The 14,887-nt window shown below is 57.7% G+C and carries 14 protein-coding genes; 6 read left to right on the forward strand and 8 right to left on the reverse strand.

The window, feature by feature from the left end:
* Positions 1-104: 104 nt before the first annotated feature.
* From FKG95_RS16940 to FKG95_RS16970, 7 genes are all read right to left on the reverse strand, one after another.
* The gene (locus FKG95_RS16940) at positions 105-2,225 is read right to left on the reverse strand and encodes a dipeptide ABC transporter ATP-binding protein (protein WP_142897556.1); all 2,121 of its coding nucleotides are present in this window, start codon (positions 2,223-2,225) and stop codon (positions 105-107) included.
* 10 nt (positions 2,226-2,235) lie between these two features.
* On the reverse strand, positions 2,236-3,123 hold the full coding sequence (locus tag FKG95_RS16945) for an ABC transporter permease (RefSeq protein ID WP_142897557.1): 888 nt from the start codon (positions 3,121-3,123) through the stop codon (positions 2,236-2,238).
* Between the two features lie 9 nt (positions 3,124-3,132).
* Positions 3,133-4,065, reverse strand: a complete 933-nt coding sequence (locus FKG95_RS16950; RefSeq protein ID WP_142897558.1) for an ABC transporter permease — start codon at positions 4,063-4,065, stop codon at positions 3,133-3,135.
* 105 nt (positions 4,066-4,170) lie between these two features.
* Entirely contained in the window at positions 4,171-5,886 is a 1,716-nt protein-coding gene (locus tag FKG95_RS16955) for an ABC transporter substrate-binding protein (protein ID WP_142897559.1), read from the reverse strand.
* 395 nt (positions 5,887-6,281) lie between these two features.
* A complete protein-coding gene (locus FKG95_RS16960) occupies positions 6,282-7,505 on the reverse strand; it encodes a bifunctional alpha/beta hydrolase/OsmC family protein (RefSeq protein ID WP_142897560.1) in 1,224 nt (407 codons plus the stop codon).
* Positions 7,506-7,619: 114 nt separating this feature from the next.
* Positions 7,620-8,093 (reverse strand): GNAT family N-acetyltransferase, encoded by a 474-nt coding sequence (locus tag FKG95_RS16965; RefSeq protein ID WP_142897561.1) that lies wholly within the window; start codon positions 8,091-8,093, stop codon positions 7,620-7,622.
* A 17-nt stretch (positions 8,094-8,110) separates the two neighbouring features.
* A complete protein-coding gene (locus tag FKG95_RS16970) occupies positions 8,111-8,812 on the reverse strand; it encodes a phytanoyl-CoA dioxygenase family protein (protein WP_179954134.1) in 702 nt (233 codons plus the stop codon).
* A gap of 153 nt (positions 8,813-8,965) precedes the next feature.
* On the opposite strand from FKG95_RS16970, the gene FKG95_RS16975 reads away from it, so the two are divergent.
* The 5 genes from FKG95_RS16975 (at position 8,966) to FKG95_RS16995 (ending at position 13,435) form a co-directional block, all read left to right on the forward strand.
* Entirely contained in the window at positions 8,966-9,586 is a 621-nt protein-coding gene (locus FKG95_RS16975) for an NUDIX domain-containing protein (protein ID WP_142897563.1), read from the forward strand.
* A gap of 112 nt (positions 9,587-9,698) precedes the next feature.
* Complete coding sequence (locus FKG95_RS16980; protein WP_142897564.1) at positions 9,699-10,706, forward strand: cysteine synthase A; 1,008 nt, start codon at positions 9,699-9,701, stop codon at positions 10,704-10,706.
* A 79-nt stretch (positions 10,707-10,785) separates the two neighbouring features.
* Positions 10,786-11,493 carry an alanyl-tRNA editing protein gene (locus FKG95_RS16985; RefSeq protein ID WP_142897565.1) on the forward strand — a complete coding sequence of 236 codons (708 nt, stop codon included), beginning with the start codon at positions 10,786-10,788 and terminating at the stop codon, positions 11,491-11,493.
* Positions 11,494-11,540: 47 nt separating this feature from the next.
* Positions 11,541-12,392: a 3-mercaptopyruvate sulfurtransferase gene (gene sseA / locus FKG95_RS16990; protein ID WP_142897566.1), complete on the forward strand. Its 852-nt coding sequence runs from the start codon at positions 11,541-11,543 to the stop codon at positions 12,390-12,392.
* Between the two features lie 38 nt (positions 12,393-12,430).
* Positions 12,431-13,435, forward strand: a complete 1,005-nt coding sequence (locus FKG95_RS16995; RefSeq protein ID WP_142897567.1) for a GNAT family acetyltransferase — start codon at positions 12,431-12,433, stop codon at positions 13,433-13,435.
* 74 nt (positions 13,436-13,509) lie between these two features.
* Here the strand turns inward: FKG95_RS16995 and FKG95_RS17000 are convergent, their stop codons facing one another.
* Positions 13,510-14,049 carry a cysteine hydrolase family protein gene (locus FKG95_RS17000; RefSeq protein ID WP_142897568.1) on the reverse strand — a complete coding sequence of 180 codons (540 nt, stop codon included), beginning with the start codon at positions 14,047-14,049 and terminating at the stop codon, positions 13,510-13,512.
* Between the two features lie 84 nt (positions 14,050-14,133).
* Here FKG95_RS17000 and FKG95_RS17005 point away from each other — a divergent pair, with 84 nt between their 5' ends.
* Positions 14,134-14,832, forward strand: coding sequence for a helix-turn-helix transcriptional regulator (locus FKG95_RS17005; RefSeq protein WP_179954135.1), 699 nt, complete (start codon positions 14,134-14,136; stop codon positions 14,830-14,832).
* Positions 14,833-14,887: the final 55 nt, after the last annotated feature.

The following is a 14,887-nucleotide window of genomic DNA, read 5'->3' on the forward strand; positions in this document are numbered from 1 at the left end:
GGGCGTGTTTCATTCAAATCCGCCGCCCTGAAAACTCTCAGCCACAGTAATCCAACACTGCATTTCGGGTTTTCCAGTCCTGAAATGTCTGGAGCCGCGCGGCTTTACTCTGCTGCGGATTGCCCGTTCCCGACCTGGACGATAACCGGATCAACCTCTCGGAGCTCTTCCAGAGGGATATGACAGGCAATAACATGTCCCGGTGACGCCTCGACATCCGGCGGTACTTCCGCTTCACAGATCGAACCGATCTTCCTGGGACAGCGCGTATTAAAGGCGCAGCCACTCGGCGGGTTCGTCACGCTGGGAAGATTGCCCTCCAGAATAATACGCTTCTTCTTGATCGCTGTATCCGCGATCGGGACAGCCGAGAGCAATGCCTCTGTGTAGGGATGATACGGCGGCGCGAAGACCTCATCCGTTGTGCCCTTCTCGACGATATGCCCCAGATACATCACCACGACCCGGTCAGCCAGATACCGCACCAGGCTGAGATCGTGACTGATGAAGATCAGAGTTGTGCGATATTCGCGCTGAATATCCATGAGAAGACCGGTAACAGCGGCCTGAACCGATACGTCGAGAGCTGACACCGGCTCGTCGGCGACGACCAAAGAAGGGTTGCCGGCAAAGGCACGCGCGATTCCGACACGTTGTTTCTGGCCGCCGGATAACTGACGCGGCCGCCGCCAGACGAATTCCCGAGGCAACTTGACCAGATCGAGCAGCTCCAGCACGCGGTTTTGAACTTTGTCCGGGTCCGTCTCTACGCCGAATTTACGAATAACGCGGGCCAGTTGAGCGCCCACTGAGTGGCTCGGATTGAGTGTGTCGAAAGGATTCTGAAACACCATCTGCATGGAGCCCACTTGCTTCGGTGAACGCCCTTGCACGGGCTCGTTGGCGATGTCCTGGCCGTTGAACTCCACTGCGCCGTCCGTCGCGGTCTCAAGCCCCATCAGGACCTTCGCGAAAGTCGACTTACCGCAGCCTGATTCACCGACAACTGCGACTGTCTGCGACGCATGTGCGTCCAGACTGATGTGCTCGTTCGCCTTGACGTACCGCACCCGGTCACCGGAAATCATCGCGGCAATCGAGCTGTCCCGGATCTCGTAGTACTTCTTCATACCCTTGACGGCCAGCACCTTCTCGCCGGCCTCCAGAGCCGTTCCGTCGAGCCCTTCGGGTTTATAATTCGCCCAATCGATCTCCTGCCAACGCACACACCGCACGACGTGGCCCTCTTCACCCTCGACTTCCGTCATAGCGACAGTCGCCCGCCCGGCGGCGACGTCACAGCGTCCGGCCTCGAAGAAATCGCAGCGCGGCCCGAAGTAACATCCCGGTGGCCGGTCATGGGGCAGCGGCAACTGCCCGCGGATCGGAACCAGCGGATGCTCTTTCTTATTGGTTCCGGGCAGCGGAATCGCGTTGAAGAGCCCCTTGGTGTAGGGGTGCCGCATCTGATCGAAGACCTCGGTCACGGTGCCCGATTCAACCACCACACCGGAATACATGACGTTCACCCGCCGGCAGGTCGCCAGAATCAGGCCCAGATTATGCGAAATATAGACCATCGAGGTATTAAATTTCTTCGCAATCTCCGCGATCAGCTCCACGATGCCCGCTTCCACGGTGACATCCAGCGCTGTTGTCGGCTCATCGAGCAACAGCAGCGACGGATTGGACAGCAGGGCCATGGCGATCACCACACGCTGTTGCTGCCCGCCGGAGATCTGATGCGGATAGCAGCTCATGACCCGGTCTGGATCCGGCAGCTTCACGTCCGACAATACCTGCCGGGCACGGGCGTAAGCCTCCTCTTCCGTCACATCCTCATGACAAAGCGGAACCTCCATCAGCTGTTTGCCGAGTGTCATGCTGGGATTGAGCGACGCCATGGGCTCCTGATAGACCATAGCGATGTCACTGCCGCGCAGTTGCCGCAGCTCCTCCTCGCTGCAGGTCGCCAGATCGCGTCCCTTGTAGAACACCTGGCCGCCGACAATGGCGCCGTTGCCGCCCAGATAGCGCATAATCGCCATGGCAACGGTCGATTTGCCGCAACCGGATTCTCCGACCAGGCCGACGGAATCGCCCTGGTGGAGGGTCAGATTGAAATCTATGACCGCGGGAATCTCACCCGCGCGTGTGAAGTAGGAAATCGATAGATTTCTGCATTCCAGAATTGGGCCGTCATAGTCCTGGTCAACACCGGTCATCAGGTCCTCCTCAGTCTCGCAGCGATACTTCACGCAGGCCATCGGCCAGCAGGTTGAACCCGAGAACCAGCGAAGAAATCGCAAGACACGGGAACACCGTCATATGCGGGAAAGACATCGACATGACCCGGAATTCGTTGATCATGCCACCCCAATCCGGGTCGGGTGGCGGCAGGCCGAGCCCAAGAAATCCAAGTACGCCGATCGTGATAATCACGTAACCGACGCGCAGGCAGGCATCCACGATCAGCGGGCCACGGGCATTGGGCAGGATCTCGATCAGCATGATCCGCCAGCCCGGCTCACCCCGTGTCTCCGCCGCGAAGACATACTCCCGGTTCCTGAGATCAAGTACCAGGCCGCGCACAATACGCATAATACCCGGCGCGGAAGCAAAGGTGACCGCCAGCAGGATATTGATCGCCGATGAACCCACGGTCGCGATGATGATCACGTAGAGCACCAGGATCGGGAAGGAGAGGATCACGTTGGAGAGGAACGAGAGAACGTCGTCCACCCAACCACGCTTGTAGCCCGCCGCAAGGCCCATGGGAATTCCGACCGCGTAGGCGCAGAGTGTTGCCAGTGGCGCCAGCATCAGCACCTTGCGGGACCCGTGGATAATCCGTGAAAGAATGTCCCTGCCCTGCAGATCGGTTCCCAGCCAGAACATACCGCTGCCATCGAGCGTCGGCGTGAGTGGCGTTGCCAGGGGAATGTAATTCTGGTTCGGTGGGAAGGGAGCAATTACGTCCGCAAGAAGCGCCACCAGCACCCAAAAGACAATAATCGTCAGTCCGATCACCCCGACCACGCTCTCACGGATGAGGGCGATGCCTTTCAGGCTGCGCAGCACCGCCGATTCCCGGCGCGGAACGTCTTGTGTATCGACAGCCATTCCCGCCTCCTAACTGAACCGAATGCGCGGATTGAGATAGGTGTATCCCAGATCCGCAATGGTTTGTGTCGCAACGGCAACGAACACCGCGACCATGGCGCAGGCCTCGATCATGAAGATGTCCTGATTGAGCGATGCCTCCAAAAGCAACGCCCCGAAGCCTTTATAGGCAAAGAAGAACTCGACCACGATGACGCCGGAGAGCAGCCAGTTGATTTGCAGCATGATGACCGTGAAGGGTGCGATCAACGCGTTGCGCAGAGCATGCTTCATGATCACCACCCGATAAGGCAGCCCCTTTAGCACGGCTGTGCGGATATAGTGCGTCATCATGACTTCGGCCATCGACGCCCGGGTCATCCGGGTGACATATCCGAAGTCGTAGAGCGCCAGAACCATTACCGGCAGGATCAACTGGGTGATGTCGAACCCGTCGATCATGCCGCTGGTACCGGGCAGCCAGCCAAGCCAGAAAACAAAGATCGCGCCCAGGAGCGGCGCGGAAGCAAACTCAGGGATCGAGGTGGTGATGATCGATCCGACGGAGATGGTGCGGTCCAGTTTCGAACCTTCCCGCATTCCCGCCAGAACCCCCAGCAGCAGGGAAATCGGGACAACCACGGCAAGGGTTGCGGCAGCGAGAATGCCCGTGTTGGCCAGTCTCGGCCAAAGGATCTCGCCCACGGGCACTTTGAAGCGTACCGATTCGCCAAAATCACCGGTTACAAAATTCAGCAGCCAACTCAGGTAGCGTTGATAAACAGGCTCAAAATATCCATTTGCCTCAAGCCAGAGATTGCGCTGTTCCTCGCTTGAATAGGGCCCCAAAACCTTGATGGCGACGTTGCCCGGCTGCAACTCCAGAAGAAGGAAAAGAAGGATCGAGACGACAAGCATGGTCAGTGCCATCGTGCCGATACGCCGAATCACAAAAATAAGCATTTAAAGGTCCCCCGCGCCACCTACGACCTTTGAAAAGCAATTGCTTGTCTTTTGGGCGGGGAGTACGCCTCCCCGCCCGCAAAACGCAAATGCCGTGTGACGTCTTTACGCGTCGATCCAGACTTTGTTGAACTGGTGATAGCGCGTCGGGTGCCCCGAAAAGCCCTTCACCTTATCCACGGACGCAGTGAAGACCGATCGGAAGTAGGGTTGGACCATGACGGCATCGTCCTGAAGAATTTTCTGGACCTTCACCATCGCCTTGCGTCGCTCGTTGACGTCCAAAATTGCGCCTGCCTCATCGAGCGCCGCATCGAATTCCGGATTGGCATATCCTGATTCGTTCCAAGGAACACCGGTCCGGTAAGCCAGGTTCAGGACCATCACACCAAGCGGACGATGGGTCCAGGCGGTAATGCTGAAGGGCGCCTTCGTCCAGACTTCCCAGTACTGGGCCGCCGGCATAACGTTCACATTCAGCGTGATATTTGCAGGCGCCAGCATCTCCTTCATTGCCTGCACAATGGCCTGTTCCCATGGGCCGTCGGTATTGCCGACGTTACAGGTAATTTCCAGACCGTCTGCATAGCCGGCTTCGGCAAGCAGCTTCTTGGCGCGGTCGTAATCTACCGTCAGCGGCGGCAATTCAGCGTACTCAGGATGAATCTTGGCAACGTGATGGTTTTCACCGACAGCACCCAGGTTCCGATAGGAGAGCTCCAGAAGTTTGGCGTTGTCGCAGCAGGCAACAATCGCCTGACGGACCCGAATATCGTCAAACGGTTTCTCTGTAACCTGCATCCGGACCACACCGGTTTGTGCCGTGTCCGATTGATGGATCGTCACGCCTGGAATGCGCTTCACGACATCCAAGGCAGTGGCGTCGAGCTGGTAGACAGCGTCGACCTGTTTCGAAGCCAGGGCCCCCATCACCGCATTCGCATCGATACCGGTATCGATGTAGCGGATTTCATCCAGATAGACCTCGCCGCCCCAATAGGGCTCCGCACGTTTACGCAAAACGGCCTGCTGCCCGATCGCAAATTCCGCCAGTTCGAAAGCGCCGGTTCCGACCGGATTTTTCGAGAGATCGCCGCCTTCTTCGGTGAAACGGCGGTGAACGATTGCCGTCGGATAGTTATAGAGGTTCTCAGGAATCGAGAGTTCCGGCTGGTTCAGGTTCAACCGAACCGTATGATCGTCGACTTTTTCGACCGCACCCGGCGTCATCCTTTGCTCGGTGACGGCATTCCCGTCATCATCTTTCTTTCCCGTATCGACTGTGTCGGTCATGGACTTGAAAAGGCCGATATTCGACGAGCCAGTGTTGGGATCGAGCCAACGTGTGAAATTAAAGACGACATCATCGGCATTGAAGTCATCGCCGTTGGACCATTTAACGCCCTGACGCAGTTTGAAAGTCCAGGTCTTCAGATCGTCCGAGGCTTCCCAGCTTTCCGCCAGGTACGGCCGCGTAATGTTGTCGGCACCGGTGATCGTCAGATATTCGACAATGTGCCGCGCGACGTTCGATTTTTCTGTCCAGTCGAAAGTCGCCGGATCGGTCATCTCCTGTACGACCATCGCCAATTTGAAAGACCCGCCTTTTTTTGGCGTTCCTTCGGCTTTTGCGATCGGGACAAGATCCTCACCGGTGATTGTTCCCAGCATGCCATAGGCCGCCGTGGCCGATACGCCGAGCAATGTGGCCGTCCGCAGGAATTCTCGCCGGCCCACCGCGCCCTGGCGTAGCTGCTCACATAACTCCGGAACATAAGGGTGTAGCCTTTTTCCGTTCTCTTTCAGTGCTTCTTCAGTCATTTGTGTCTCCCAGGTCGTATTGTTTGCGTTGCGCGCGTTTCTCTAAATCTCAACGCCGTCTCGAAAATTCCGTATCCCGATCAGTATTTTGGCACCTTCAAGGTAATATCGCAAATGCGACCAATTCTTGCGTTTTCCGACTCATGGCATGCCGCAGCTGTCCCGACAGTGCGCACGTCCTCGCGCCGTCAAAGATGACCGTGATCGCTTGGCAGATATCGATCGCGTTTGATTTTTTTGAGGCACGATGTTGATCAATGGTGCCGCTTTTCCCCTGTCCAGCTTTGTTTTTTCTTTTTATTAAGCTTCAAGGTTATCCCCTGAGGTGCAACGCAAGTTGCTATATCCCGACAGAAAGTTAGCTTTGTACGACGCAACCCTAGAGGGTTTCGGGATCAAACCAGGCTGGTTCGCACAATCACTTCGCTCTCGAGCGTACGGTGAACCGGGCATTTATCTGCGATTTCAAGAAGCCGGCTACGCTGTTCATCGCTCAGATCTCCGCTTACGCGTACCTGGCGTTCAACAAGGTCCAGACGGCCGGACTTTGTCTCACAGTCGGCGCAGTCTTCAGCGTGAATCTTATTATGGGAGAGAGTGACCTCGACTTGATCCAACGGCCAGCCTTTTCGATCGGCGTAAAGTCTTATGGTCATAGAGGTGCAGGCGCCCAGCCCGCTCAGAAGCAGATCGTAAGGCGTCGCGCCGCTTTCATCGCCGCCATAGCTTTTCGGCTCATCGGCACGCAGGGGATAGAATTCGGTCGCAATCGCTTGTGTGAACTTCCCTTCCCCGGTTTCTCGCACCACAACCGTGCCCGACTGAGCCTTTAGATCCACCCCAACGGCTTCCGCCTCTCCCAGGTAACGTGTCGCCCAGGCCGATAGTACTGTCGCGATGTAGGCCGCATCGGATTTCTTGGAAACCAGGTGATCGGCTGTATCCAAGCTGACGAAGCTTCTGGGGTGTTTCGCAGCCGAAAAAATCGCGGCCGCGTTTTCAATACCGACGGTTTGATCGATCGGCGAGTGAAAGACGATCAGAGCCTTTTTCAAACTCGACACTGACTCCGTCAGGTTCCGTTCGGATATGTCGTCAAGGAACTGTTTCTTGATGCGGAATGGACGTCCCGCCAGCAGGACTTCTGCTTCGCCCCGCGCTTCGATGTCCGGTTTGGCATCCTGAAAGAGATGCGCGACATGGGAAGGCTCGGAGGGGGCACCGATCGTCGCCACGGCGAGAGCTTCGGGGACAGACCTTGCGGCCGCCAGAACCGCAGCGCCACCCAGGCTGTGACCGATCAGTATCTTCGGTGCTTCGCGGGTCTCACGCAGAAAGTCGGCGGCCTTTACAAGATCGGCAACATTGGAAGAAAAGTTGGTGTTGGCGAACTCACCTTCGCTTGCCCCAAGCCCTGTAAAATCGAAGCGCAAAACCGCAATACCCTCCGCCGCCAGGCCCGCGGCAATCCGCGAGGCCGCGTAGATGTCTTTGGTGCAGGTGAAGCAATGCGCAAAAAGCGCATAGGCACGCGGTTTACCGATCGGTGAGTCGAGCCGCGCCGCCAGGAGTTCGCCCCCGGCTCCGGGGAACGTGAGTTTTTCGTATCCGGCAGCCATAAGGTCTCTCCAATGTTTTTATGATCGGCGAAGTCTAATCCAAGTGTGCAAAGCATCGAAAGTCAAACCGCTGCGACAGCACGCAAATTGATGTGAGGTGCTCACAATGAAAGATCAAAGCGGCAACTTCATGCCCTCATGGCTCGCCCTGAACCCCAAAGCTTCGTAGAAGCGAAGCGCATCCGGCCGGGCTTTATCCGTGGTCAGCTGTACAAGACCGCAGTTCCGTTCCTTGCACTTCTCTATCGCCCAGCGGAACATCACCCCGCCAAGCCCCTCGCCGCGAAACGAAGAAGCGATCCGGACGCTCTCGATCTGTCCGCGCCACATACCCGTGCGGGACAGTCCGGGAATGAAGGTCAGCTGCAAGCAGCCAAGCAACGCCCCGTCCCGCTCGACAACGACCAGCAGCTGGTTCGGGTCACGATCGATGGCCTCGAAAGCCTTGATGTAACTCGCATCCAACGGCGGTTCCGGCTTTTCCCGCGTAGCCCCAAGGCTATCATCGGCCAGGAGCTCCACGATAGCGGCCAGGTCTTCCTTCTTCGCGCGGCGAAAGCTGACGTCTTGCACATCACTCACCGTCATGAGATCTCCAATTCTTCTCAGAGTTCCGCGTCCAAGTCAGGATTACTTCGCTCCGACAAAGCCCACTCCAGGGGCGCGGGAAGAGACCGGACGGAGTAGTCGATCCTGAGCGTTCTCCGGCTGCTGCTCTGCTGTGACGGACTGGAACGATGCAGGGTGAGCGCCTTGACGAAAAGAACATCCCCCCGTTTTGCCACTGAGTCCTCAACTTCCGCCTGCTCGGCAACCTCCAGCACGTCTTTGGCTGCAATCCGACCGGATCTATGGGTGCCCAACCCCACCTGCAGGCAGCCGTTTGATCCGTCACTGTCATCCAGGTGGATACGCGCAAAGAACATCTCTTCGAGAAGTGCCACCGGAGGCTCGACGTGCCAGATGCCGGCTTTGCGGGTCCAGGCGTTGTATCCCTCCAGTTCGTGCCGTTCCTTGACCGCGATGACACGATCTTGATGCCAGGGCACACTCCAGTTCATCTCGCTGGTCTTATTGAAAGCGAGGATACGCACGGGGAAGGCGCCTGGAACGAGGTCACGTGCGACGCGCGTGAGCCGGCTTTCGACACCTGCGGCAGCAATAAGATCGGCGTTCCACTCCAAACGTCCGCCCGGCACAGCTCCGATCTCACAGGCGCGATCCAAAGCGGAGAGATCCGCACCCTCTATTGCTCCACGCACCCAGACGCGCCCCAGATCTTCCAGGATCGAGGTTTCCAGCTTCATCGTTGATAAGTTCCAGTCATCTGCAAACATGTGTCGTCACAAGGAGCTATAGACCCGCAGAAGACGTCGCGGCAATCGACACGGCTTTCCTTTCCATCAGATCCAAGTGATGATTGATCCGAAGATACAGCCATACACGAGAATGCCTTCTCCATGAATCATGATGCTCACGCGGATCCAACCAGGCAAACCGAACTGGTCAGCAAGTCGACCCTGTTTAAACGCTACTTCCAGGTCGACGAATACGTCGTCCGCCACAGTCTCTTCGCCGGTGGCGTCTCTGAACCGGTCACGCGCGAGGTTTTCGAGCGTGGCCACGCGGCAGCGGTCATTCCCTACGACCCGGAAGCCGACGCGATCGTCTTTATCGAGCAGTTCCGGACCGGTGCTTTCGCGGCCGGTCTCCATCCCTGGCTGATCGAGGTTGTCGCCGGTATCATAGATGATGGAGAGAGCCCGGCAGAGGTCGCCCGGCGGGAAGCCATGGAAGAAGCCAATTGCAAGATTGGAGAACTGGTCCCCATCGGCAAGTTTCTGGTAAGTCCGGGCGGGTCCTCCGAAACGCTCTCGCTGTTCTGTGGACGGGTCCAAAGCGCAACAATCGGCGGAATTCATGGCCTTAGCGAGGAAAGCGAGGATATCCGCGCCTTCGTGCTGAGCTTTGAGGACGCGCTCACCCAGATGCGTGAAGGTAAAATCACGAACCTCTTCACCTTTGCTGCCTTACAGTGGTTGGTCTTGAATCGCGAGGAATTGCGCGCTAAATGGCAATGACCGGCTCACGCGACAGTGACCCGCTTCTCCTTGAAAGCGATCAAGTCCTGCCGCTAGTGTCCTGGCTCGCTTAATTTCAGTCCTCAAATTTGTCCGAAGTGAAGAAGAATTCATGAACGTCCGAAACGGTTTTATCGATACTATTGGCAATACTCCGCTGATCCGCCTGAAACGCGCCTCAGAAGAGACCGGCTGCGAAATCCTCGGTAAGGCCGAGTTCCTGAACCCGGGAGGTTCCGTGAAAGACCGGGCGGCCTGGGCGATCATCAAGGACGCCGAAGAAAAGGGTCAAATCCGTCCCGGCGGCGTCATCGTCGAGGGTACGGCAGGAAACACCGGAATTGGTTTGTCTCTGGTCGCCCGGGCGCGCGGATACCGTACCGTTATCGTCATTCCCGAAACGCAGTCCGAGGAAAAGAAGGACATGCTGCGGCTCTGCGGCGCGGATCTGCGGCAGGTGCCCGCCGTGCCCTACAAGAATCCGGACAACTACGTCCACTTCTCAAGGCGCCTGGCCGAAAAAATGGCGAAATCCGAGCCCAATGGTGCAATTTGGGCCAATCAATTCGATAACACCGCGAACCGGCAGGGTCATTACGAGACAACCGGTCCTGAAATCTGGGATCAGACTGACGGCAAGATTGATGGCTTTGTTTGCGCTGTGGGTTCCGGAGGCACTCTGGCCGGCGTCGGCATGGCGCTGAAAGAGCGCAACAAGGATGTCAGGATAGCTCTCTCCGACCCGATGGGCTCTGCGATCTACAGCCATGTCAAACACGGCGAGCTGAAGTCCGAAGGCAGTTCAATCACGGAAGGCATTGGCCAGGGTCGAATAACGGCGAACTTAGAGGGTGCACCGATCGACGAGGCTTTTCAGATCAGCGATCAGGAAGCAATGCCCATCGTCTTCGATCTCTTCGAAAACGAAGGCTTCTGCCTGGGTGGTTCCAGCGGGATCAACATCGCCGGCGCAATCCGTCTCGCGAAGCAACTGGGGCCTGGTCACACCATCGCAACGATCCTCTGTGATTACGGCACCCGCTATCAGAGCAAGATGTTCAATCCTGCCTTTCTGAGAGAAAAAGATCTGCCGGTTCCCGCCTGGTTGGACGCAATGTAAGCTGACCTGGAAAGCGGTTGACTGCCTGCAGACCGGCAGGCAGGTGTTCCAAAATGAATAAACAGACTGGGGGACGAGGATGGAACTTCTCTTTCGTGACGATGCCTATCTGAAAGACTGCGAGGCGACGGTGGTTTCCATCGGCGAGGAAGGCCTCCGTCTCGACCGTACCGTCTTCTATCCCATGGGAGGCGGCCAACCCGGAGATACCGGTGCCTTGACCATGGAAAGCGGCGAAAAGATCCGCGTTCTGGACACTCGAAAAGGTGAAAATCACGAAGACGTCGTCCACGTCCTCGATCCGGAGGCGACGCCGCCCGCGGTCGGCAGCAGGGTCACGGCGGAAATTGACTGGGATCGCCGCTACCGCCTGATGCGGATGCATTCCTGTCTTCATCTTCTCTGTGCCGCGGTCACGGGCGATGTCACCGGCGGGCAAATCGGCGAAGAGAAAAGCCGCCTCGACTTTAACCTCCCCGACACCCAGCTCGACAAAGAGGCCCTCACGGCGGAACTAAACCGCCTGATCAGTGAGAATCACCCGGTCGCCGAGCGATGGATCTCCGACGAGGAGCTCTCGGCAAACCCGGATCTCGTGCGCACCATGTCGGTTAAGCCGCCAAGCGGTTCCGGCAAAGTGCGCCTGCTCGATATCGCGGGTGTCGATCTTCAGCCCTGCGGGGGCACGCACGTCCGCGAGACCGGCGAGATCGGACGGGTGCGGATCGGTAAGATCGAAAACAAAGGGCGCCAGAACCGCCGGATCAATATTCACTTCGACGGCTAAAGATGCCATGATTCGCAAAACATTCATTCCGGATTAAAGGCTCTTCCATGCCCGATTCAGACATCAGCTCACTCGTCAGCACAAATTGGCTGGCTGAACACATCGATGCGCCGGACGTCAGGGTCGTCGACGCCAGTTACTATTTGCCGCATGAAGGGCTGGACCCGAGAGCCGAGTATGAAGACCAGCATATCCCCGGCGCGGTCTTCTTCGACATTGACGAGATCGCCGACACCTCGAGCAGCCTGCCACATATGCTGCCACCGCCCGAGAAGTTCGCCAGCCGCGTCCGCCGTCTCGGGCTGGGCGACGGCAATCGGATCGTTGTCTACGATCAGCGCGGTATCATGTCGGCGCCCCGGGTCTGGTGGACCTTCAAGATCTTCGGACATGACGATGTTGCCGTGTTGGACGGCGGCCTGCCGAAATGGCGGCACGAAGGCCGTCCCCTGTCCGACGCGCCGCCAACACCCGCCGAACGCCATTTCACACCACGCTTCAACACCTTCCTGATCCGCGAGAAAGATCAGCTCATGAGCAATCTGAAGAGCCAGCGCGAGCAGGTTCTCGATGCCCGCTCGCAGGGCCGCTTCGCCGGAACGGCTCCGGAACCCCGAGAAGGACTGCGTTCAGGACACATCCCGCAGAGTCTCAACCTGCCTTTTACTGATCTGATCGAGCCGACAAGCCAGACTTTCAAGCCGCGCGACGAGCTTCGCAATCTCTTTTCGAGAGCAGGGCTGGACCCCAAACGCCCGGTCGTCACGACCTGTGGTTCCGGCATCACAGCCGCGGTTCTTGCGCTCGCCCTGGAGCTCACCGGACATCGGGATTATTCCGTATATGACGGTTCCTGGTCGGAGTGGGGCCTGGCCGGTGAGACGCCGGTAGATACCTGATTTTGCAAGCAAGAAACACTGATCTTTAAGGTGAAGCCGTGGGCGGGAAAACCGATCTGACACTCCGCAACTATACAACGGCCGACCGGGACCAGGTGGTGGCGTTATGGGACCGTTGCGGCCTTTTGGTCTGGTACAACGATCCCGATAAGGATATCGCGCGCTGGATCGAGAACCCCTCCTCGGAGATTTTGCTCGGGGTCCTTGGCGACGAGATCGTGGCCACGATCTGCGTCGGCAACGACGGTCATCGCGGCAGATTGAACTACCTGGCCAGCGCACCGGAGCACCGGGGCAAGGGTTTTGCCTCGGCCATGGTCTCTGCAGCAGAGGATTGGTTGCGCGACCGCAATGTTCCGAAAGTCGAGCTTCTGATCCGAGAGAACAATCTCGGCGTCAAAAACTTCTACCGCCGGGTCGGGTATCACCAGAACAACTGTCATATCATGCAGCGCTGGCTTATCGACGGCATGCCGACGCCGGCCAACGATGCCCCGCGAACCGATGGCAAGCTCGAGAACACCATCACCTACCTTGAGATGACCGAACGTCCGCTCCAGCAGATCCCGAAGTTGACCGGTGACCGCACGGTCGCTCTCCTGGGCTGCAAACAGCCGCCCCTCTCCTTCTACCGCTTTCTCTACAACAGCGTCGGCGAACCCTGGTTCTGGTGGGAACGGCGGACGATGGATGACGAGAGCCTGCAAAAAATCATCCATGACCCCATGGTCGAAATCTACGTGCTCTATGTGGAAGGGGCACCGGCGGGTTACGCCGAGCTCGATCGCCGGATCGACAAGGAAGTCGAACTGGCCTATTTCGGCCTGCTGCCGGAGTTCATCGGACAAGGCCTCGGCCCCTACCTGCTGGCCTCGGCGATCGACATAGCATGGAGCTACAGTCCGGAACGGGTGCATCTGCACACCAACACCCTGGATCATCCCAAAGCCCTGCCGGTCTATCAGCGCTGCGGCTTCGTGCCTTACAAGCAGGAAAACATCATCATCGACGACCCCAGGCTGACCGGCGCTTTTCCGGCGTAACCCCATTCTTTGTCGCCGAAATCGCCGTTCACGAGACACCTCCTGACATAATGTTGTCAGTAATATTGTGCTATTCAGATAAATTCGACGTCTGCGCTGTCACAGATTTGCGCCGGACCGGCGGGCGAGATGAAGTCGGCCCAGGTCGCGTTGTGATGAGCGATAATGTCCTTCGCAGAAAGATGCGGACGTTCGGCGGTGGTATGCGCATCCGCAGCAACGGTCGTATGATATCCGCGCCCCAGGGCAGTGCGAACGGTGGTATCGACACAAAACTCCGTCGCGCAGCCGCAAATCACAAGGCGCCCGATGCGATCAGCGCGGAGGACCTTGTCGAGATCCGTCGAGAGAAAGGAATCGCAGGAGGTCTTTCGAACAGTGAGGTCTCCCTCTCGGGCGTCGAGTTCAGGCAGTAAGTGCCATCCGGATTCGTCCGGGTGATGAGGATCACCTTCAGGACCGTCATGCTGAACAAAGATCACTCTGCCATTCTCGGCACGGCATTTTGCAGCAAGAGCGTTGATACGCGCGACCACGGCCTCGGAGTTGTAACGAAGCGTTCTGGGTGAAAAGGACCCAAGCTGCATATCGATGATAATCAAGGCGTTTGACATGAAAACAATCCAGAAAGTGGGGCTGCCGCGCCTCCTTTGGCGATCGGCGGTTTTACATGGAACCGCCGTCAGGAGAGTAGAAACTTGAGACGCGCTGACCGTTTGTTCGACATTATCCAGATTTTGCGCTCCGCAAGCGGTCCTGTGACTGCGGACCAGATTGCGGAACGGCTCGAAGTGACCGTGCGCACCATATATCGCGATATCGTGACGCTGCAAGCCAGCCGGGTTCCCATCGAAGGTGCCGCCGGTATCGGCTATGTCCTGCGCTCGGGTTTCGATATGCCGCCGCTGATGTTCTCCTCGGATGAGACCGAAGCCTTGCTGGTCGGCATGAGCCTTTTGCGGCGCACGAGTGATCAGGGCCTTCATCGCGCGGCCCAATCTATCCTCGCGAAGGTCGAAGCAGTCCTGCCGAGCGACCGCGTTGGCTCTCTCGACAAGCGGCCCTTTTTCGTTTGCGATTATGGCGCGGAGCCTTCTCCGCTGACCGATCTGGCGGAGATCCGAAAGACCATACGGGAAAGCAAAAAACTCGAAATCGATTACCAGGACGCCAACGGCCAGGTGACGACACGTATCATCTGGCCAATCGCAGTTGCCTACTATGTCGAAGTGGAACTGGTCTGTGCCTGGTGCGAGCTGCGCGAGGATTTTCGGCACTTTCGGGTCGACCGCATTGACCGGCTCGAATTCCTCAAGGAAAGCTTTGCTGACAGTGGCCGGCATCTGATCGATGAATGGATGGCCGCGACCAATGGCCGGCAGCCTTCTCTCTCGTGACAGAATGTTGTCAGGAGCCTTCTGTTCCAATGTGCGGATAGTCATCCACCTCAGC

It is taken from the genome of Denitrobaculum tricleocarpae, from assembly GCF_007004665.1.
In the GTDB taxonomy this organism is placed as follows: Bacteria; Pseudomonadota; Alphaproteobacteria; order Kiloniellales; family Kiloniellaceae; genus Denitrobaculum; species Denitrobaculum tricleocarpae.